A 20,903-nucleotide genomic window follows, 5' to 3' on the forward strand; every position below is an offset into this window, starting at 1 on the left:
TCTGGCATAAAAGTTCTAAAACGATTTAGACACCAACCGGTCGCGCGGGGGGCCGCGCTTCCGGACATCCGGCGCTCATCGGGACGTACGCGCTCACTCGGCACGGTCACTTGGCTCGGTCACTCGGCACGGTCACTCGGCACGGTCACTCGGCACGGTCACTCGGCACGGTCACTCGGCACGGTCACTCGACACGGTCACTCGGCTGGGATCGTCCGGTAGCCGTTCCACACGAACCTGGCCGTCGTCACCGCGTCGTCGCCGTCCCCCGTGATGAGCTGGTGGATGGCGATGCCGTCCAGCTCGCGGTACTCACACCACTCGTGGTCGGACGTCAGCACCAGATCCAGGCCCAGGTTCACCAGCAGGTCGAACACCTGGCCGCGGTTGGCCCTGTCCACCCCCACGAACACCTCGTCCAGCAGGATGAAGCGCGGGCAGCCCGGATCGGTCAGGTAGTGCGCGGCCACGGCGGCGAACAGCGGCAGGTGCAGCGCGATCGCCTTCTCCCCGCCCGACAGGGCGCCGTGCAGCTTGCGCGTCAGGTCCTGCCAGCCCTGGCCGTCGCCCCTGTACAGCTTGACCACGAAGCGGTGCCAGGCGGTGTAGTCGAGCACCTTCATGAGCTGGTCCTCCCAGCTCGCCGAGGAGTCGTCGGCCCTTGCCTCCTCGACGCGGTCCATGAAGAAGACGTACAGGGCCTCCTTGTCGGCCTCGCTCAGCCCGGCCGGGTCGCGCAGCAGCAGGTCGCGGGCGGCGCGGGTGCCGGGCGACTGCGTGGGGTCGACCTGCCACACCAGCCGCACCGCCACCTTGGACGCGGTGCGGACCCGTTCGAGCCGCTGGTTCATCGCCTCCACCAGCGCCGTCGCCTGCCTGATGCGGTCGGCGAGATGCCGGCGCGTGTCGCCGGCCAGCGTGCGGTCGAACAGGTCCCGCTCGGCCTCGGTGATGTCCCGCCGCCGTGCGTCCCGCTCCTGGTGCAGGACTCTGCCGAGCGCCGCCGCCCCGGCCCGCACCCCGTTGACGGTCGCGGTCAGCACCTGCACGTCGTCGTCGGGCGTCAGCTCCAGCTCCGCCCGCCCGCCCAGCGCCTCCCTGGCACGATGCACGGCATCCCGCAACCGCGCCTCAGCCTCTCTGACCTGCTTGCCCTCATACGGCACCGCCCCCAGCCGCTCCGCGACCACCCTCGCCGCCACCCTCGCCGCCTCCAGCACCGGCCCGGCCTCCGAGGTCGGCTCCAGTGTCACGCCCGCGTCGGCCGGCAGGTGACCGGAGGCCAGGCGGCGGAAGCGGTCCGAGGCCTCCTCGCGTGCCTGCGCGGCCTCGGCGTGCCGGTCCTCGGCGGTGGACAGCTCGCCCCTGAGTCGGCCCAGGCGGGCGTTGAGGCGGGCCAGGCCGTCGTTGATCTGCTTGATGGCGCGGCGGCAGTCCTGGTAGGCGGCCTGGGACTCCTGGAGCCTGGCGAGGACCTCGTGCTGCTCGGCGCCGGCCGTACCCTCGATCGCGGCCAGCCGCTCGGCCAGCACGACCGCGGCGGACGCGGCCCGCTCGGCGCGTTCGACGGCGTCGAGGGCGAGCCGCTCGTACTGGGCGGCGGTCTCGGCGGCCAGCCTGGCGTGCTCGGCGGCGGCGCGGGCGTCGGCGCGGCGGTCGTGCCAGACGGCGCCGGTCGTCTCGGCCGTGCGCAGCGCCTGCTCCAGGTTGTCCAGCGCGGACGGCGCCGCGGGCAGCGCGTGCCGGTCGGCCAGCTCGGTCAGGCGGCGCAGCGACCGCGCCACGTCCTGCTCGCGCCCGTGCAGCCGCTCCTCGTACGCGCGCAGCCGGTCCTCCAGCAGCGCCACCTTGCGCTCCGCGTCGTCGAGCGCCTGCACGGACTCCGCGTACGGCCGCCTGTCGGGCCTGCGCCGCAGCTCGGCGGCCAGCGTGTCGCGGTCGGCGTCCACCACGGCCAGCAGGTGGTCGCACTCGGCGATCCGCCCGGCCAGCTCGCCCAGCCGGTCGTCCAACTCGGCGACGCGGCGCCGCCTGGCCCGCTCCCTGGCGGTCGCGCCGATGTAGGCGGGCTCCGGCTTGACCCAGCGGCCCGCCGCAGGGCCGAGCCGCCAGGTGCCGTCGGCGCCGATCACGGCCGGGTGGTCGACGCCGATCGCGGTGGGCGCGAACGCGATGCCGCCCAGCACGGCGTCCGCCGGGACCGGCGAGTCCGCCTCGGTGAGCAGCACGTGGGCCAGGCTGTAGCCGGGGGCGGGGCGGGCCAGCGCGGCGACCGCGAACGCGTCGTGCTCGCTCGCGTCGAACCCGCCGTCCGGGCGCAGCCACAGGCCGAGCAGCCCGGACGCCTCCAGCGCCGCCTCCACCCCCGCCTGCGCGACCGGGTCCAGCCCCGACCTGAACGCCACCGCCCGCCACAACGGCAGCCCAGGCCGGGCCAGCCGCCCGGCGGGGGTACGGGTGGGCGAGGCGGGCGGCTCGATCGCCGTCTGATCGCTGAGCCGCTCCCGCTCCTGAGCCAGCTCGGCCCGCTCGCCTGCCAGCCGGTCACGCAGGCCGGTCAGATGCTGCTCCCGGGCCGCCAGCTCGACGGCGGCCATCGTCCGCGCCGTGCTCACAAGGTCATCGGCGCGCTCAAAGTCCTCGGCCAGGCCGGCCAGCGTGGCAGGATCAAGCTGAAGCTGCGCGCACCCGCCGGCCCAGTCGCCCAGCGCGGCGGCCAGGTCCCGGGCCCGCTCGTCCCGCACCCGCTCAGCCCGCTCACGACCCTCCTGAGCGGCGGCCAGATCGTCACGCGCCTCGTCACGATCCCGCTCGGCCATGGTCCGCCGCCCCACAGCCTCCTCGTGGGCGACCGCCCCTGCCCTGACCTCCCTGATCTGCCCAGCCCTGCTGCTGACGGCCGCCCGCAGCAGTTCCCTCCCCCGCCGCACCAGAGCCTCCGCATCCCCCTGCTCATGGGCGGAGAGGGGGGCGGCGCGCCCCGCAGCCCGATCATCGTCCTCGGGTGCGGACGGCAGCCCCGCACGGCCCTCGGCGTTGTCCGCTGCCTCTTCGTGGACCGGCAGGAGAGCGGGGCGGGCGAGGGGCTGGTCGGGTAGGGGGGCTGTGCGGCCGGCTGCTTCCTCGTGGACGGACAGGAGGCCGGCGCGGGTGGCGGCGTGGTGGGCCTCCGTCCGGGCGCGGTCGGCCAGGGCGGCGGCTGTGCGGGCCGCGGCGGCGGCGCGGTCGGCGTGGGCCTGTCTGGCCGAGACCTCCCTGGCCGCCTGGCCGGCCTGGTCGCGGAGGCGGGCCGCCGTCTCGTGGGCTGCCTGGGCCTCGGTGCGGAGGCGGTGGAGGTCGCCGGCCTCCCGGTACGCCTCGCTCTCCTTCAGGCCGTCGATGCGGGCGGCCAGGGCCAGCTCCTGGGCCTCCTCCTCCCCCAGCCGCACGGTCGTGGCCGCGAGCTCACGTTCGGCCTCGTTGAGTGCCTCGCGCCGGTCCTTGACCTCTGCGGCCAGCGACTCCACCCGCTCCCACGCCGACATGACGGCAGCGGCGGCGGCCCGCAGCACGCGCTGGGCGTAGCCGCGCTGCCGCTCGGCCAGCCGGTCGGCCTCCTCCACGTCGCGGTCGAGCCGCCGCAGCTCCTCGCGCTGCCGGTCGAGCCGCTCGAACCCCTCGGCGATCTCGTGGATCTCGCCCTCGCCGAGCGGCGGCAGGGCGCTGGACAGCAGGTCGGACAGCAGTCCGGGGTCGAGGCGTTCGGACAGCTTGGGGGTGCGGAGCTGGCGCAGCGCGGTGAGCAGCGAGTCGTAGCGCTGCTCGTTCAGCTCGCGATAAAGGGTCCTGCGCACGACGTCGCGGTACGACTCGGCGGTCTCGTGCACCGTGCCAGACGAGCCCAGCTCGTCGATGAGCTGGGCCTTGGTCAGCGGCTGGCCGCCCTCGCCGGCGAGCCTGATGCCGTCGGGGGCGTCCACGCGGGCGTCGGTGGTGAAGTAGGCGGCGGTGACGTTCTTGGTGTGGACGGTGGCCTGCAGCCGCGCCCCGCAGGTGAACCAGCGCCCGTCGGCGTGCCGGAACTCCAGCCACACGTACCCGACCCGGGTGGCTCCGCCGGCGCCGTCGCCCATGAGGTTCCAGTGCATGGTGCGCTCGCCGCCGCCGAACGTGGACAGCCTGCTCGGCTTCAGGCTGGCGTCCAGCAGGTACGGCAGCAGCAGCTCCAGCACCTTCGACTTGCCGCTGCCGTTGGGCCCGCGCAGCAGCAGCCGCCCCCGGTGGAACTCGAACACCTCGTCGTAGTAGCGCCAGACGTTGAGTATCCCGGCGCGTACCGGAACCCAGCGGGCGTCCATCCCCTGCGCGGCGCGCTGCGGGGCGAGCTCGGTGACGGTCATCAATCCTCCTGTACGGCCGCGCGATCGACCCGGTAGCGGGCCGCGGCGGGCAGGGCCGCGACCCGGTCACCCGTACGGCGGGCGAGCCCGAACCGGACGAGCACCTCAAGCGCGTCGGCGGCCAGCCGCGGCCCGCCGCCGTCCGACTGGTACGCCTTGGCCCACTGCGGGAAGCGGCGCAGCAGCTCGGCGGCCTCCTCGTCGAGCCGGGCCGCGCTGACGGGACCCGAGGTGACGAGCAGGTCGAGCATGAGCAGGGCGGCCACCTTGGCGTGCCCGCCGTCGTCGGGGAACCTGCTGTCGGTGGCGATGCCGTCGGGATCGACCAGCAGGAACCCCTCGGCCCGCTCCTCCAGCACGAACCCGGCCTCCTCCGCCGCGCGGCGCAGCAGCCTGCGGCCGGTCAGCGAGGCGGCGTAGGCCGCCTGGGCGGGCGTCAGGTCGTCGCGGTAGACGACGGGGTCGTCGAGCAGGCGGCGGATGAGGGTGTGGCGGGCGTGCAGGGCGCGCTGGGTCTCGCTGGGCTCGCCGGCGCCGTACCGCGCCTCGGCGACCAGCGCATCCGGCGGCCCGCCCCGCCAGGTGTCCGCCACCCGGGACGGGGGGACGGGGGCGGCGAGGAGGCGGATGACGCGGGTCGTGTCCACGCGGTAGAGCACCTTGGCGTCCTCGTCGTCGAGGTAGGCGTCGGTGGCGCCGTCCATCGCGGTGAGCGCGCCGTAGTGCTCCAGCAGCTTGACCGCGTCCACGAAAGCCGCGCGCTCCTCACCCCGCACCGGCTCGAACGCGGGCACGCCCGGCTCCACCGCCGCCGCCTGCGCGACCCGCCCGGCCAGCATGCCGATCGTGGTGACGGGCGAGGTGAGCAGCTCGGCCGCGCACAGGCACAGCAGCGTGTAGCGGCGGCGGTCGAAGGGCGCCCTGGTGGTGCGGCGGCGCCTGGCCGGACGGGTGGCGCCGGGCTCTGACCTGACCTTGACCAGCCGGGCGTAGCCCTGACGCGGCTCCACGACCAGCCGCCAGCCGCAGAAGTAGTCGAACCACTGGATGAGCGGCCCGCGCCGCTTCCTGACCAGGTCGAAGGCGGCCGGGTCGTCGTGGGCGGAGACGAGGGGACGGCCGAGCAGGGTCCTGATGGCCCGGGCCAGCTCCTCCTTCTCGGCGCGTACGAGCTGGTTGGCAAGGGTGCTCACGCCCCCACCCCCCACTCACGCGAACCACCGCACCGCCACGCCGCCGTCATGGAAGTCGCCGCCGTGCTCACGCGCCCACCACCCGTTCGCGCAGGGTGCCGGGTGCGCGGACGTCGATGAGGTAGTCGGGGCTGCGGAACCAGCCCTCGGACGTCCGCAGGACCGCCACCTCCCTCTCGGTGGGCGCGTCGTCAGGGGCTCGCAGGACGATCTCCACGCGGCCGTCGGAGGTGACGGCCCGGCGGAACCCGGTCGGGTCGGGGCGCTCGGCCAGCGCCCTGCCCACCAGGTCGAGCAGGCGGCCGAAGGTGTCGTGGTCGAGCTCGCCGAGCTGCGAAAGCCGGATCGGGCCCGTCGTGGCCAGCGCCGCCCAGGCGGCCTCCAGCTCGGCGCGCTCGCGCTCGGCCATGGCCCGCCGTTGGGCGCGCAGCTCGGCGACGTCGCGGACCCTGCCGGTGCGGCCCATCCGTTCGGTACGTCCGCGCGAGCGCAGCAGCGCCGACACCTCGACCGGCTCGGCCTCCGCCCACGGCACCCCGGCCGGGATCAGCTCGGCGTCGGCGTGACCGAGGTGGGCGTGGCGGGCCGAGCCGAGCCCGAACGCGGCGTCCCACAGCCGGTGCGCGTCGTCCTCGCCGGGCGCGGTGGCGAACCAGCGGGCCAGCGTACGGAAGTCGGCGGCGGCGCTGGACGAGCGGCGGCGGGCGTCGGTGATGCGGTCGAGCACCTGCAGCAGGACGACGATGGCCCGCCGCGCCACGTCGTGCAGCCGCCGCACCCGCGGCACGCTCCCGTCCTCAGGCGCGAACCACGCCAGCAGCCCCTCCCACTGCGCCACCCGCGCCGCCAGCCACGGCGTCGCGTGATCAGCCCCCGGCATCCTCGGCAGATCGGCCCCATCGAGGGCCCGCGCGTGCAGCACCGCGACGCTCCGCCCGCTGTGCCGCACCAAGCCACCTCGCCCACCCTGCCCGCCATACGCAGCCGGATCACCCCGCCCACCGTCCGCCGCGGGACTCCCCTCGCCGGGTCGGCCGCCCTGGTCGGGGTGGGCGGCCCCGCCGATGAGGGGGTGGAGGAGGGTGGTGATGGTGTCGGTGCGGTGCTCCAAATCTGTGACGAACTGCTGGAGGTAGGCGACCGTGGCGGTCTTCACCTCGTGGAACGTTGCCAGGTCGGTGCCCTCGGCGCGTAGCAGGCGCTGCAGGTCGGCGTTGAAGCGGCGGGTGTCGGTGCGCAGGGCGTCGAGGTGGGCTTCCAGCTCCATCAGGCAGGCGAAGATGCGGCGGTTGCGGCCGGGGTCAGGGTCGTGCAGCAGTTCGTTCAGCTCGGCCAGGCGGGCGGCGATGGCGTCCAGCACCGCCGTCTGCAGTGCACCCGCCGAGTCCAGCGCGGCCATGGCGTGCCGGATCCCGGCGAGGGCCGCCGCGCCACGGCCGGTGAGCGAGTATTGGAGGTTCCTGCGCTCGTACTCCTCGGCCGTGGCGAAGCCGCCCGCGTGGTCGAAGACCACGTCGAGCAGCCCCCACCCGGCCAGCTGCTTGAGCGTGCCGGCGAGGTCCTGCTCGCCGACCGGCGCGTAGCAGCCGGTCGCGCGCAACCGCTCCCGCACCTCGTCTGCGGTGAGCGCCGTCTCCAGCCGCTCGTCGGCCTCGCCGAACGCGAAGAGGACCGCCGTGTGCAGGTCAGCCCGCTCCGTCGTGGTGAACCGGAACAACTCCGGCGGCACCTGTGGCGCGCCCGCCATCACCCGCTCCCCTCGCCGCTCGATTACCCGACGCAACGGTAGCGGGACACACCGTCACGGGGGTCGCTGTTTGCCCGTACATCACGGGGGTACGGCGCTGGCATGGGAAGCCAGGGGTCCGGGGGTAACGGTATGGCGGAGTTCGAGGCGACGCGGGGCATGCCGGCGGAGAGCATGGTGGTGTTCGGGGTGGCGTCCGATGTGCGGCTCATGGACCGGTGGCTGCCGCAGGGACTGTCGGTCCACGACGCGGGGCCCGGCACGCTCGAGGCGGACGGCTCGCTGGTGCCCGGTTCCGGCAAGCACGAGGGGTTGTTCCGCGTCTCCCAGGAGCAGCTGAGGGTGGAGTGGGGCGGACGCGACCACCCCGGCTATTCGGGCTGGCTGCAGGTGGCCGACTCCGCGGCCGGCACCAGCGAGGTGACGGTGCACATCAGCCTGCTCGACGAGCCTGAGTCCGGGGCGCGGGCGGACGAGGTGCGCGGGCTGCTCGACCGGTCGCTCGACAGCCTCGCCGACGAGGTGCAGCGCCGCGTCTCCGGTGGCGGCTGACGAAGTACGGGCGGATTTCGGGGCGGGGAATGGCCTTTTGAGGTCTCGGGCGGTTGGTAGATCTTTCTCCGGACCGGGAATTCGAGTGTTTTGCCCACTTGCTCTCGACCTGGGGCAACGTCTATAAATAACGGGAAATCCGTTGCCTACATCCCCTGAGACATGCGACGACTATTCCGTTTCATTACGCCTGCCCTGGCCGGTCTGCTGACCCTCACCGGTGTCGCGGGCCAAGCCCGAGCCGCCGCGCCTGAACGGCTCGGCGAATTCTACGGACAGCGCCTTGCCTGGTCTCGCTGCGGCGACGGCTATGAATGCGGGAAGGTGTCGGTCCCGCTCGACTACGCGCGCCCCGAGGGCGACAGGATCGGCCTCAGCATGGCCCGCCTGCCTGCGACGGGACGCAAGATCGGGTCGATCGTGCTCAACTTCGGCGGCCCCGGCGCGTCCGGCGTCGACACGCTGCTGCAGAGCAAGGACGTCGTCTCCCCCGCGATCAGGGAGCATTTCGACGTCGTCAGCTTCGACCCCCGCGGCGTCGGCGGTTCGGCACCCGTCCACTGCATGAAATCCCTCGACCTCGATTCTTACTTCACCCTCGATCCCACTCCTGACACCGCTGCCGAAGTAAAGCGTCAGGAAAAGTGGGACAAAGCATTCGCAAAATCCTGCGCCAAGCGGTCGGGAAAGAAACTGCTCGCCCATGTGGGCACCGTAGAGGTCGCCCGCGACATGGACGTGATGCGCGCCGCTCTGGGAGACGAGCGGCTGACGTACCTCGGTTTCTCGTACGGCACCTACCTCGGCTCGCTGTACGCCGACATGTACCCGACGCGGGTGCGGGCGATGGTGCTCGACGGCGCCGAGGACCCGTCGCAGGACACCGAGGACTTCATCGAGGACCAGGACCGCGGGTTCGAGGTGGCCACGGAGTCGTTCCTGCGTGACTGCCTCAAGGCCGGGGACTGCCCGTTCAAGGGGCACTCGGTGAAGGCGGCGATGAAGAAGCTCGACCGGCTCTACGACCGCGCCGACCAGTCACCGCTGCGCAACGAGTACGACGCCCGCCAGGTCAGCGAGGCCGTCGTGCGCAGCGCGGTGGAGTACTCGATGTACCAGACGGCGACCTGGCCGCGGCTGCGGCAGGCGCTGGCGCAGGCGTACAAGGGTGACGGCACGAAGCTGCTGCAGCTCGCCGACGAGAGCAACGGGCGGCGGCCCAACGGCCGCTACGACAACAGCTTCGAGGCCCTGATGGCCATCAACTGCGTCGACCATCCGGAGAGCCCGTGCCCGTTCTGGCCGGTCAAGGGCTCGCGGGTGCCGGCGAAGGTGCAGGCCAAGGGGGCGCCGCCGATCGTCGTGGTGGGCACGACGCGGGACCCCGCGACGCCGTACAAGGAGGCGCAGGCGCTGGCCGAGCAGCTGGAGCACGGCGTGCTGCTGACCAACGACGCCGACGGCCACACCGGCTACCGCAGGGGCTCCTCCTGCCTCGACCGCAAGGTGGACGACTACCTGCTGACGGCCAAGGCTCCGCGCCCGAGCACCTGCCGCCCCGACGCGACGACCGACGCGAAGGCGAACGCGAAGGCCCAGGCCAAGGCCGGCGTCTGAGGCGGAGCGGCGGTGCGCGAGGCGGGCCCAAGGGTCATGCCTGTGACCGGCGCCTGAGGTGACACCACACCTCGGTGTGGGAGAGGTGACGTTCGGGTCAACCCTGGCCGTGCCTGCGCGATGGCGCGGCCACCGTGGGAGAGATTGGCGGACGTAGCCGGAAATTCCCGCCCGAGGAGCCCATGGAGTCGCTGCTGATCCTGCACGCGGTCGCGGCGGCCTGCGCTCCCTGGCTGGTGACCCGCCTGGGCCGGGCCTCCTACTTCGCCGTGCTGGCGGTGCCGTCGGCGGCCGGGCTGGCATACACGGGATGGCTGGCGCTGCGCGGGCTGCCGGCGCGGGAGAGCAGGCCGTGGGCGCCGGTGCTGGGGCTGGAGCTGTCGTTCCGCGCCGACCCGCTGGCGGTGCTGATGATGGCGCTGGTCACCGGGGTCGGCGTGCTGGTGCTGGGGTACAGCGCCCGCTACTTCCCGGCGGCCGGCGAGGGGCTCGGCCGCTACGGCGGGGCGATGGTGGCCTTCGCGGGCTCGATGCTGGGCCTGGTCACGACCGACGGCCTGCTCCTGCTGTACGTGTTCTGGGAGCTGACGACGGTCTTCTCCTACCTGCTCATCGGCCACGACCCGGCCAGCCGACCGAGCAGGCAGGCGGCGATGAAGGCACTGTCGGTGACGACGTTCGGCGGGCTGGCGATGCTGGCCGGGTTCGTGCTGCTGGGGCAGGCGGCGGGCACGTACCAGATCTCGGAGATCGTCGCCCGCCCTCCTGACGTCGCGCCGGTGGCGCTGGTGCTGGTGCTGGCGGGGGCGCTGGCGAAGTCGGCGATCTTCCCGTTCAGCACGTGGCTGCCGGCCGCGATGGCGGCGCCGACGCCGGTCTCCGCGTACCTGCACGCGGCGGCGATGGTGAAGGCGGGGGTGTACCTGCTGGCCCGGCTGGGCCCGGCGTTCGGCGACCTGGCGTTGTGGCGGTCGGTGGCGGTGCCGCTGGGCGTGGTGACGATGCTGCTGGGCGGCTGGCGGGCGCTGCGGGAGACGGACCTGAAGCGGCTGCTGGCGTACGGGACGGTCAGCCAGCTCGGCCTGATGGTGCTGCTGTTCGGCGCGGGCACGGAGGGCACGGCGGTGGCGGGCGCCGGGATGGTGCTGGCGCACGCGCTGTTCAAGGCCGCCCTGTTCCTCGTGGTGGGCATCGTGGACCACGCGACGGGCACGCGGGACCTGCGCGCGCTGAGCGGGCTCGGCGGGGCGATGCCGTGGACGTGCGGGGCGGCGGTGCTGGCGGGCGCGTCGATGGCGGGGCTGCCGCCGCTGGCGGGGTTCGCGGGCAAGGAGGCGGCGCTGGAGTCGCTGCTGGACACGCCGCCCGTGCTGGCGGGGGTGGTGGCGGGCTCGGCGCTGACGGCGGCGTACACGCTGCGCTTCCTGTGGGGGGCCTTCGCCGGCAAGCCGGGCATCGAGCCGACCCCCGCGCACGCGACGCCGGCGGCGATGGCCGCCCCGGCGGGGCTGCTGGCCGTGCTGGGCCTGGTGTTCGGGCCGCTCGCCCCCTGGTACGAGGGCGCGATGTCCGGCTATACCGGCACGTACGCCGACCCGGGCAGGCACGCCCACCTGGCTCCTTGGAGCGGCCCTTCGCTGCCGCTGCTGCTGTCGGCGTCGGCGCTGGCGGCCGGGCTGGTGCTGTTCCTGGCGCGCGGCCCGATGGCCAGGGCGGGCACGGCGCTGCACGTGATGGATTCCAGCCAGGTCTTCTGGACGGCGATCCGCCGCCTCGACCGGTTCGCGATCCAGGTCACCGGCTTCATCCAGCGCGGCTCGGTCCCCGACTACCTGCTGCTGACGCTGCTGGCGACGGTCGGCGTGGGCCTGTTCTCGATCGTGTACGGCGGCCCGCCGCACCTGGACGTGCCGGTCGTCGGCTGGCAGCGGCCCGAGCAGCCGGTGATCGTGGTGCTGCTGGCGGCGGCGGGCGCGCTGGCCCTGTTCGCCCGCGCGTACATTTTGCTGGCCCTGGTGATCGGCCTGACGGGTTACGGCACGGCGCTGCTGTTCCTGGTGCACGGCTCCCCCGACCTGGCGCTGACCCAGTTCCTCGCCGAGACGCTGAGCCTGGTGGTGTTCGCGCTGGTGCTGCGGCGGCTGCCGGTGGAGCCGGCAGGGGGGCGGCTGCCGATGCCGTTCCGGCTGGGGGTGGGCCTCGCGGTGGGCGTGGTGGCGACGGGCGCGGGCATGCTGGCGATGGCGGCGCGCGGCACCGAGCCGGTGGGCGCGTCGATGCCGGAGGCGGCGGTGGAGGCGGGGGCGCGCAACGTGGTCAGCGCCATCATCCTCGACGTCCGGGCCTGGGACACGCTGGGCGAGAGTGCGGTGCTCATCGTGCTGACGCTGGGCGTGACCAGCCTGGTGTTCCTGCGGCGCAGGTCGTACGCGATCGAGCGGGTGGAGCACGGGCACCGGCCCGAGGAGCCGACGCACTGGCTGGCCTCGACGCTGCCGCGCGGGCAGCGGGCGCTGGCGTTCGAGGTGGCGGCGAGGCTGACCTTCCACACGGTGCTGGTGCTGTCGGTGTTCCTGCTGTTCGTCGGGCACAGCGGGGTCGGCGGCGGGTTCGCGGGCGGCATCGTGGCGGGGCTCGCGATCACCGTGCGCTACCTGGCGGGCGGCAGGAACGAGCTGGCCGCCGCCGTGCCGGTGCACGCGGGCGTGCTGATGGGGCTCGGGCTCACGCTGTCGGCCGGGACCGCGCTGATCGGGCTGCTGTTCGGCCAGGCGGCGCTGGCGATGCTGGCCACGGACGTGAGCGTGCCGCTGGTGGGCCACCTGCACCTGTCCACGGGCCTGCTGTTCGACCTCGGCGTGTACGTCTCCGTCGTCGGCATGGTGCAGGACGTGCTGCGCGCGCTCGGCGCCGAGCTGGACCGCCAGGTCGACGCCGGGGAGAACGCGTGAACAGCGTTTCGCTGGTGCCGTTCGCCGCCTGCTGCGTGCTGATCACCACCGGCGTGACGCTGCTGCTGGAGCGGAGCCTGGTGCGGGTGCTGGCGGGCGTCATCGTGCTCGGCAACGGCGTGAACCTGCTGATCGTGACCTCGGGCGGGGACGCGGGAGGCCCGCCGTACACCGGCACGGTCGGGATGGCGGACCCGCTGCCGCAGGCCATGGTGCTCACCGCGATCGTCATCACGCTGGGCGTGACCGGGTTCCTGCTGGCCATGGTGCACCGCTCGTGGCAGCTCACCGGCACCGACGAGGTGCAGGACGACACCGAGGACCGGCGGGTGCGGCTGCGCGCGCGGCGCGGCGAGCTGGGCGACGCCGTACGGGCCAGGCGGGACGCGTACCGGCGGCTGGTCGTCGAGCAGCGGGCGGAGCTCGCGAACATGGAGGCCGAGCGGGCCGAGCGGGAGCGGCTGGAGGAGGCCGACCTGGAACGGCGCATCTCCCGCGTGCACACCGAGCTGGAGCAGTGGATGCGGCTGCTGCGCGAGCAGGGCCTGTCGGAGGAGGAGCTGCAGCGCCGCTTCGAGGACGTCGGCCTGCGCGAGGACACCGGCGCGATCAGCAACGCCGAGCGCATCGAGCAGCTGCGCGAGGAGCACGAGCGCCGCAGGCGGACGCAGGACGCGAGGGAACGGGAGCTGCGCAAGAAGCTCAAGACCCGCCAGCGGGAGGCGCGCAAGCAGATGCGGGCGGCCATCAGGAGGGAACGCGCCAGGCAGGCCCTGGCGGAGGACCCCGAGCTCGAGGGCGACGACTGAGCCATGGACGGTGAGCGGTGATCGGCGCGAGCGGGCTGGAGAGCCTGGTCTGCGTGCCCGTGCTGCTGCCGCTGCTCGCCGCCGGGGTGAAGCTGGCGATCGGCGGGCGGCTGCGCGGGCTGCAGTCGCTGATCAGCGTCGTCACGCTGGGCGTGTCGCTGGCCGTGTCGGTGGTGCTGATGGTCGCGGCCGACACGCAGGGGCCGCTGGTGACGGAGCTGGGCGGCTGGCCGGCGCCGATCGGCATCACCCTGGTCGCCGACCGGCTGTCCACGCTGGTGCTGGTGGTGTCGTCGGCGGTGACGCTGTGCGTGATGGTGTACTCGGTCGCCAACGCCTACGACGACCAGGAGCACGACGCGCCGATGGCGATCTTCCATCCGGCGTTCCTGGTGATGGTGGCGGGGGTGGCCGACGCGTTCCTGACCGGTGACCTGTTCAACCTGTTCGTGGCCTTCGAGCTGCTGCTGAGCGGCTCGTACGTGCTGCTGACCTTCGGCGGCACCGAGTTCAGGATCAGGGCGGGGGCGACGTACACGCTGATGGCGCTGGCCTCGTCGATGCTGTTCCTGATCGCGCTGGCCGTCACGTACGGCGCCACCGGCACGCTGTCGCTCGCCCAGCTCGCCGAACGCTTCGCGACCCTGCCGGAGCAGGTGCAGCTGCTGGTGGAGCTGACGCTGCTGCTGGCCTTCGCGATCAAGGCGGCGATCTTCCCGATGTCGGCGTGGCTGCCCGACTCCTACCCGACGGCGCCCGCCCCGGCCACGGCGGTCTTCGCGGGCCTGCTGACCAAGGTCGGCGTGTATTCGATCATCCGGCTGGAGGCGCTGCTGTTCCCCGTCGGGCCGGTCTCGACGCTGCTGATGTGGGTGGCGCTGGCCACGATGGTGGCCGGGGTGCTGGGCGCGGTGGCGCAGACCGACATGAAGCGGATGCTGTCCTTCACGCTGGTCAGCCACATCGGCTACATGGTGTTCGGGGTGGCGCTGTCGACGGTGGCGGGCCTGGCCGGCGCGGTGTTCTACGTGGTGCACCACATCACCGTGCAGACCAGCCTGTTCCTGGTGGCGGGCATGGTGGAGCGGCGCACCGGCACGACGTCGGTGACCCGGCTGGGCGGCCTCATGCGGGCCACGCCGCTGATCGCGGTGCTGTTCTTCGTGCCCGCCATGAACCTGTCGGGCATTCCGCCCATGTCGGGGTTCCTGGGCAAGCTGATGCTGGTGCAGGCCGGGCTGGCGACCGGCGGCTGGCTGCCGGTGACGCTGGTCGTGGCCGGGCTGGCGACGAGCCTGCTCACCCTGTACGCGGTGGCCAAGACGTGGGGCAAGGCGTTCTGGCGGACGCCGCAGTCCGAGCAGGTGGGCCGGGTGCTGGAAAGCGAGGAGGCCACCGGCGAGGACCCGACCGTGACCACGATCAGCCTGCCGGCGCCGCTGCCGCTGTCGGTGGCGGCGCTGATCGTGCTGGGGCTGTCGTTCACGGTGCTGGCGGGGCCGCTGACGGCGCTGGCCGAGCGGGCGGCGGGCGAGCTGCTGGCGCGCGAGCCGTACATGTCCGCGGTGCTGGAGCGTCCCCGGTGAGGCGCGCCCATGGGAGGTGGCGATGAGGCCGGAGTCACTGGCGCCGCGGCTGCTGGGCCGGCGGGTGCCGCTGCCACTGGTGGCCTGGCTGACGCTGGTGTGGGTGGCGTTGTGGGGCGACCTCAGCGTGGGCACCGTGCTGGGCGGGCTGGCGACCGGGCTGGTGGTGACCTGGCTGCTGCCGATGCCGCCCATCAACCGGGCCATCAGGCCGCATCCCGTGCCGCTGGCCCGCTTCCTGCTGTACTTTGCGTTCGACCTGGTGATCTCGACCGTTCGGGTGGTCTATTACGTGCTGCGGCCCGGCGACCCGCCGACGCAGTTCGTCCGGGTGCCGCTGCGCACGACGTCCGAGCCGATCACCGTGCTGGTCATGGTGGCGATCTCCACCGTGCCGGGCAGCCTGGTCGTCGAGCGCTACCCCGGGGAACTGCTGCTGCACGTGCTGGGCCGTCCCGGCGACGTCACCGGCCCCGTACGCCGGGACGTGGCGGAACTGGAGTCGCGCCTCGTGGCGGCCTTCGGCACGCCCATGGACCAGGAGGAGCTGGCGTGAACACGGTGTACCTGGTCACCCTGGCCCTGCTCGGCTGCGGGGCGGCGGCGACGCTCTACCGGGTGGGCAGGGGCCCGTCGATGCTGGACCGGGCGGTGGCGCTCGACGTGTTCACCTCGCTGTCGATGTGCGGGGCCGGGGCGTACGCGGTGGTCAGGGACGACTACTCCGACCTGCCGATCCTGCTGGTGCTGTCGCTGCTGGGGTTCGTCGGGTCGGTGTCGCTGGCCCGCTTCTTCTCCGGCAAGGAGGAGAGGAGGAGCCGATGAGCGTGCTCGACATGATCGCGTCCGCCTGCCTGCTGCTGGGCTCGGTGCTGGCGCTGTCGGCCGGGATCGGGCTGGTGCGCTTCCGCACCACGCTGCAGCGCATGCACGCCGGCACCAAGCCGCAGGTGCTCGGCGTGCTGCTGGTGCTGCTGGCGATGTGGCTGCACCGGCCGTCGCTGACGTACGCGGGGCCGCTGCTGCTCGTGGCGCTCTCGCAGGTGATCACGGTGTCGGTCGCCGCCTACATGGTGGCGCGGGCGGCCAACGCCCGTCACTCCTCCGACGACGACACCGGGCTGCCCTCCGACGACTGAGCGCGCGTGGAGCCCTCGTCCCCGTCCGAACCCGCGCCCGAGCGGTCGAGTGCCGGCTGCCCGAACCAGGTCCACAACGCGAGCAGCGCCAGCAGGCCGGCCGCGACCCACGCCAGCGTCGCGTCGAAAAGGTAGTCGATGACGAACATCGTGGACGTCGTCATCGACACCGCCAAGGCGAGCGCGCCCAGGATGCCGTAGACGTTGGAGCGGCGTACCAGCGTCTCCTTGCGGCCCTGACGGAACAGCACGCGGTGCTGCGCGGGCGGCGCGATGTAGCAGATCGACGCGAAGGCGGCGCTGAGCAGCGCCGTGAAGTAGAGCCACCGGTCGGCCTGGTCCAGCCGGGAGAAGCTCGAGGAGAAGGGCACGGTGAGCAGGAACGCGAACAGCACCTGCACGCCGGTCACGGCCACGCGCGCGCCCTGGAGCAGTTCGACGAAATTGCGGTCCGCACGTTCCTGGTGCGACTCGTTCTTCAAGGGGGCCTCCCGCCACTGGACGAGAGCCTTACTCTGCTCCGCAAAGCATCGTTAAAACGTGTGCCTCATCACCTTCGCCGGAGTGATCGGCAGCTCGCGCACGCGGTGGCCGGTCGCGTGGAAGACGGCGTTGCCGACGGCGGCCGCGGTGCCCACGATGCCGATCTCGCCGATGCCCTTGCTGCCCATCGGGTTGAGCGCGTCGTCCTGCTCGTCCAGCCAGACGGCCTGCACGTCGCGGATGTCGGCGCAGACCGGCACGTGGTACTGCGCGAGGTCGCGGTGCAGGAACCCGCCGAACTCCTCGTCGGTCAGCGTCTCCTCCATCAGCGCCATGCCGAGGCCCATCGTCATGCCGCCGATGAACTGCGACCTCGCGAGCTCGGGATCCACGATGTTCCCGGCGGCGAAGACGCCGAGCAGCCGGGAGACCCGCACCTCGCCGGTCACCATGCTGACCCGCACCTCGGCGAACTGGGCGCCGAACGCGTGCCTGGCCAGCTCGGCCTCCTTCGCGACCTCGTCGGTGGTGTCCGCGCGGCCCTCCTTGCCGTCCTTGACCATCTCCTCGCAGGCGCGGACGACGGCGGAGCCCCAGGACGCGGTGCCCATGGAGCCGCCGGCGACCGGCCCGTCCGGCAGGTCGCTGTCGCCCAGCTCCACGTGCACCCGCTCGGGCGCCACGTTCAGCGTCGCGGCGGCGATCCTGGTCAGCGCGGTACGCGCGCCCGTGCCGATGTCGGCGGCGCCCACCTGGACGAGCACGTCGCCGTCGTCCAGCACCTTGGCCAGCGCCTTCGACGGCCGCCGCCTGGCCGGGTAGGTGGAGGACGCCACGCCGGTGCCGATCAGCCACTCCCCCTCGCGCCTGACGCCGGGCGCGGGGTCGCGCTGCTCCCAGCCGAAGCGGCGGGCGCCCTCGCGTAGGCAGCCCGCGAGGTCGCGGGAGCTGAACGGCAGCCCGCTGTACGGCTCGGTCTCGGGCTCGTTGCGCAGCCGCAGCTCGACGGGGTCGATGCCGGCGGCGTAGGCCAGCTCGTCCATGGCGGACTCCAGCGCGTACATGCCGGGGCACTCGCCCGGCGCGCGCATCCACGAGGGCGTGCCGACGTCGAGCCGGACCAGGCGGTGCCTGGTGCGCAGGGCGGGGGTGGCGTACATGACCCTGGCCGGGGTGGCGGTCTGCTCGGCGAACTCGGCGATCGTCGAGGTCTGCTCGTACGCCACGTGCTCCAGCGCCGTCAGCCGGCCCTCCCCGTCCGCGCCGAGGCGCAGCCGCTGGATGGTGGGCGTGCGGTAGCCGGTGACGTCGAACATCTGCTGCCTGGTCAGCGCGATCTTGACCGGGCGGCCCACCGCCTTGGCGGCCAGCGCGGCCAGCACCGCCTGCGGCCTGGTCGTGCCCTTCGAGCCGAACCCGCCGCCGACGTGCCTGGCCACCACCCTGACCTGGTCCTTCGGCAGGCCGAGCGTGTGGGCGACCATGTCGCGGCTGGTGGAGCTGCCCTGCGCGGTGTCGTACAGCATGAGCCGGCCGTCCTCGTCCCAGTAGGCCAGCGCCGCGTGCGGCTCCATCGGGTTGTTGTGCATGACGGGCGTCTCGTAGACGACGTCCACGGTGGTCGCGGCCTCGGCCAGCCCGGCCTCGACGTCGCCCAGCTCGGTGTCGGTCGGGTAGTCCGGGTTGACCACGTCGGGCTTGTAGAGGCCGGGGTGGTCCATGCGCAGGGTGACGTCGTGGTCGTCGGGGTCGTAGTCCACGCGGACGGCGTCGGCGCCGGCGCGGGCGTTGTCGTAGGTGTCGGCGACGACGGCGGCGATGATCTGGCCGCGGTAGGCGATGTCCCTGCTCCTGAACAGGGCCAGCTCGGGGTCGGCGTCCTCGGCGAGGCTCGGCGGGTCCTCGCAGGACAGCACGGCGAGCACGCCGGGCAGCTCCAGCGCGGGCGCGGCGTCCACGTGCTTGACGCGGCCCTTGGCGATGCGGGACTGCACGGGGTAGGCGTAGGTGACGCCCTCGACCGGGTACTCCGCCGCGTACGTGGCCAGTCCCGTGACCTTGACGCGGCCCTCGATGCGGTTCACGGCGCGAGCTCCTCCAGCGTGGCGACGATCAGGTTACGGGCCAGCGGCACCTTGTACGCGTTGCGCGGCAGCGGCCTGGCCTGCTCCAGCTCTGTCTCGGCGGCCTGGAGGAACGCCTCCCCCGTCGCGGGCCCGCCGATCAGCGCCGCCTCGGCCCGCTCCGCCCGCCACGGCACGTGGGCCACCGAGCCGAGCGCGATGCGGCACCCGGCCACCCTGCCGTCGCGCACGTCGAGCGCGGCGGCGATGGACACCAGCGCGAACGCGAACGACGACCGCTCGCGCACCTTGCGGTAGGTCTGGACGCCCGTGGGCGGCGGCGGCAGCTCGACGGCGGTGATCAGGTCGCCGGGCTCCAGCACGGTGTCCCGCTCCGGCTCGTCGCCGGGCAGCCGGTGCAGGCCGGGCATGGGCACGATGCGGTCGCCTCCCGGCCCTGTGACGTGCACCTCGGCCTCCAGCGCGGCCAGCGCGACCGCCATGTCCGAGGGGTGGGTGGCCACGCACGCGTCGGACGCGCCGAGCACGGCGAGACCCGAGTGGTCGCCGGCGATGGCCGGGCAGCCCGAGCCCGGCCTGCGCTTGTTGCACGGCCTGGTGACGTCTTGGAAGTACGGGCAGCGGGTGCGCTGCAGCAGGTTGCCCGCCACGGTGGCGACGTTGCGCACCTGCCCCGACGCGCCCGCCAGCAGCGCCCTGGCCAGCATGGGGTAGCGGGTGCGGATCAGCGGGTGCACGGCGAGGTCGGTGTTGCGGACGGTGGCGCCGATGCGGACGCGGTCGCGTACCTGCTCGATCTCGTCCAGCGGCAGCCGGCTGACGTCCACCAGGCGGTCCGGCTCGGCCACGCCCAGGCGCATGAGGTCGACCAGGTTGGTGCCGCCGCCGAGGTACATGGTGCCGGGGGCAAAGCCGCGCACGGCCTCCGCCGGGGTGGCGGCGCGGGCGTACTCGAAGGGTTTCACGACGTCACCTCGCGGATGGCGCTGACGATGTTGACGTACGCGCCGCACCGGCACAGGTTGCCGCTCATCCGCTCCCTGATCTCCTCAGGGGTCAGGCCAGGGTCGGTGGCGAGGTCCTCGGTCACCGCGCTGGGGCCCGGCTCGCCCAGCATCCCGGCCGCCGAGCAGAGCTGGCCTGGCGTGCAGTAGCCGCACTGGAAGGCGTCGTGCTCGATGAAGGCCGCCTGCAGCGGGTGCAGCTCGTCGCCGTTCGCCAGGCCCTCGACGGTGGTGATCTCCCTGCCCTCCACCGCGACGGCGAGCGCCAGGCAGGCGTTGGCGCGCCGGCCGTCGATCAGCACCGTGCACGCGCCGCACTGGCCGTGGTCGCAGCCCTTCTTGGCGCCGACGAGGCCGAGGCGTTCGCGGAGCAGATCGAGCAGCGACGTGCGCGGGTCCACGTGCACCGTGCGCGGCACTCCGTTCACCTGCAGGGTGATGTCCATTTCGCACGACTACCCGAGCGTTGTGAGCGACAACCCCTCTCGGCGGTAAAGCGGCGTCGCCCTTTCGTCCTTGGACGTCCGGTTTTGCCGGGGTGGTGGCGGGTAGCCGTGGCGGCATGGGGCGGGCCATGGAAGAGGAGGCGGCGATCCTCACGGTGAACGCCGGCTCATCGAGCCTGCGCCTGGACCTCGTCCAGGGCGGCTGCGTCATCGACAGCACCCACACCGACCTCGCCGCACGCGGATCAGGCCCCCGTGACGTGGGCTCGGGCGCGAAGGCGCTGGAGGGTTTTCTGGGTGGGCACTTCGACCGGGACATCAGGGCCGTGGCACACCGGCTGGTGCACGGCGGCGACGTCGTCCGCGCGCCCGCCGTCGCCGACGACGAGACCGTGGCCGCGCTGCGCGGCCTGACCGCCCTCGCCCCGCTGCACCTGCCGCCCGCGCTCGACCTCCTGGACGCCGCCCGCGAGCAGCTCCCGGCCGTGCCGCACGTGCTCTGCCCCGACACGGCCTTCCACGCCGGCCTGCCGGACGAGGCCGCCGTCTACGCCCTGCCGCCCGAGTGGCGCGAGAAGCACGGCCTGCGCCGCTACGGCTTCCACGGCCTGTCCTACGCCTGGGCCGTCGACCGGGTGGCCGACCTGCTGGGACGCCCGGTGGCCGAGCTGGAGCTGGTGCTGGCCCACCTGGGCGGCGGCGCGTCGGTGTGCGCGGTCTCCGGCGGGCGCAGCCGGCACACGTCCATGGGGTTCACGCCGCTGGACGGCCTGCCCATGAGCAAGCGGTCGGGCAGCGTGGACCCGGGGATGCTGGTGTGGCTGCTGTCACAGGGCCACCTGTCGGTCGCGGAGCTGGGCGACGGCCTGCAGCGCCGCTCGGGCCTGCTGGGCCTGTCGGGCGGCCGCTCGGG

Annotated in this window: 16 protein-coding genes; 9 read left to right on the top strand and 7 right to left on the bottom strand. The window is 73.3% G+C overall.

Annotated elements, in window-relative coordinates:
• Positions 1-197: 197 nt before the first annotated feature.
• The 3 genes from ABZW11_RS36480 to ABZW11_RS36490 all read right to left on the bottom strand — a co-directional run bounded on the left by ABZW11_RS36480 (position 198) and on the right by ABZW11_RS36490 (position 7,319).
• Positions 198-4,379 carry a TIGR02680 family protein gene (locus ABZW11_RS36480; protein WP_355427608.1) on the bottom strand — a complete coding sequence of 1,394 codons (4,182 nt, stop codon included), beginning with the start codon at positions 4,377-4,379 and terminating at the stop codon, positions 198-200.
• The gene (locus ABZW11_RS36485; RefSeq protein WP_355427611.1) at positions 4,379-5,572 is read right to left on the bottom strand and encodes a TIGR02678 family protein; all 1,194 of its coding nucleotides are present in this window, start codon (positions 5,570-5,572) and stop codon (positions 4,379-4,381) included. The genes ABZW11_RS36480 and ABZW11_RS36485 overlap by 1 nt, the downstream gene beginning before the upstream one ends.
• Before the next feature lie 67 nt (positions 5,573-5,639).
• A complete protein-coding gene (locus ABZW11_RS36490) occupies positions 5,640-7,319 on the bottom strand; it encodes a TIGR02677 family protein (RefSeq protein ID WP_355427614.1) in 1,680 nt (559 codons plus the stop codon).
• A 132-nt stretch (positions 7,320-7,451) separates the two neighbouring features.
• On the opposite strand from ABZW11_RS36490, the gene ABZW11_RS36495 reads away from it, so the two are divergent.
• From ABZW11_RS36495 to ABZW11_RS36530, 8 genes are all read left to right on the top strand, one after another.
• Entirely contained in the window at positions 7,452-7,871 is a 420-nt protein-coding gene (locus ABZW11_RS36495; RefSeq protein WP_355427617.1) for an SRPBCC family protein, read from the top strand.
• Positions 7,872-8,195: 324 nt separating this feature from the next.
• Positions 8,196-9,488: an alpha/beta hydrolase gene (locus tag ABZW11_RS36500; protein ID WP_355427620.1), complete on the top strand. Its 1,293-nt coding sequence runs from the start codon at positions 8,196-8,198 to the stop codon at positions 9,486-9,488.
• A gap of 182 nt (positions 9,489-9,670) precedes the next feature.
• Positions 9,671-12,439: a Na+/H+ antiporter subunit A gene (locus ABZW11_RS36505; RefSeq protein ID WP_355427623.1), complete on the top strand. Its 2,769-nt coding sequence runs from the start codon at positions 9,671-9,673 to the stop codon at positions 12,437-12,439.
• Entirely contained in the window at positions 12,436-13,248 is an 813-nt protein-coding gene (locus ABZW11_RS36510) for a Na(+)/H(+) antiporter subunit C (protein WP_355427626.1), read from the top strand. The genes ABZW11_RS36505 and ABZW11_RS36510 overlap by 4 nt, the downstream gene beginning before the upstream one ends.
• Before the next feature lie 17 nt (positions 13,249-13,265).
• Positions 13,266-14,834, top strand: coding sequence for a Na+/H+ antiporter subunit D (locus tag ABZW11_RS36515; protein ID WP_355427628.1), 1,569 nt, complete (start codon positions 13,266-13,268; stop codon positions 14,832-14,834).
• Positions 14,835-14,856: 22 nt separating this feature from the next.
• Complete coding sequence (locus ABZW11_RS36520; RefSeq protein ID WP_355427631.1) at positions 14,857-15,390, top strand: Na+/H+ antiporter subunit E; 534 nt, start codon at positions 14,857-14,859, stop codon at positions 15,388-15,390.
• Positions 15,387-15,659, top strand: a complete 273-nt coding sequence (locus ABZW11_RS36525; protein WP_355427634.1) for a monovalent cation/H+ antiporter complex subunit F — start codon at positions 15,387-15,389, stop codon at positions 15,657-15,659. The genes ABZW11_RS36520 and ABZW11_RS36525 overlap by 4 nt, the downstream gene beginning before the upstream one ends.
• A complete protein-coding gene (locus tag ABZW11_RS36530; RefSeq protein ID WP_355427637.1) occupies positions 15,656-15,973 on the top strand; it encodes a monovalent cation/H(+) antiporter subunit G in 318 nt (105 codons plus the stop codon). Before ABZW11_RS36525 ends, ABZW11_RS36530 begins: the two co-directional genes overlap by 4 nt.
• On the opposite strand, the gene ABZW11_RS36535 is transcribed toward ABZW11_RS36530, so the two are convergent.
• Genes ABZW11_RS36535 through ABZW11_RS36550 form a run of 4 tightly spaced genes read right to left on the bottom strand, consistent with a single transcriptional unit; the run spans position 15,931 to position 19,990 of the window.
• Entirely contained in the window at positions 15,931-16,455 is a 525-nt protein-coding gene (locus tag ABZW11_RS36535; protein ID WP_355427640.1) for a DUF6328 family protein, read from the bottom strand. The two genes, ABZW11_RS36530 and ABZW11_RS36535, sit on opposite strands and share 43 nt — an antisense overlap.
• A gap of 51 nt (positions 16,456-16,506) precedes the next feature.
• The gene (locus ABZW11_RS36540; RefSeq protein ID WP_355427643.1) at positions 16,507-18,540 is read right to left on the bottom strand and encodes a xanthine dehydrogenase family protein molybdopterin-binding subunit; all 2,034 of its coding nucleotides are present in this window, start codon (positions 18,538-18,540) and stop codon (positions 16,507-16,509) included.
• On the bottom strand, positions 18,537-19,505 hold the full coding sequence (locus ABZW11_RS36545) for a xanthine dehydrogenase family protein subunit M (protein ID WP_355427646.1): 969 nt from the start codon (positions 19,503-19,505) through the stop codon (positions 18,537-18,539). Before ABZW11_RS36545 ends, ABZW11_RS36540 begins: the two co-directional genes overlap by 4 nt.
• Positions 19,502-19,990: a 2Fe-2S iron-sulfur cluster-binding protein gene (locus ABZW11_RS36550; protein ID WP_355427649.1), complete on the bottom strand. Its 489-nt coding sequence runs from the start codon at positions 19,988-19,990 to the stop codon at positions 19,502-19,504. The genes ABZW11_RS36545 and ABZW11_RS36550 overlap by 4 nt, the downstream gene beginning before the upstream one ends.
• Before the next feature lie 128 nt (positions 19,991-20,118).
• On the opposite strand from ABZW11_RS36550, the gene ABZW11_RS36555 reads away from it, so the two are divergent.
• On the top strand, positions 20,119-20,903 hold a 785-nt coding region (locus ABZW11_RS36555), incomplete at its 3' end, for an acetate kinase (RefSeq protein WP_355427652.1).

It is taken from the genome of Nonomuraea sp. NPDC004580, from assembly GCF_040609855.1.
Lineage (GTDB): Bacteria > Actinomycetota > Actinomycetes > Streptosporangiales > Streptosporangiaceae > Nonomuraea > Nonomuraea salmonea.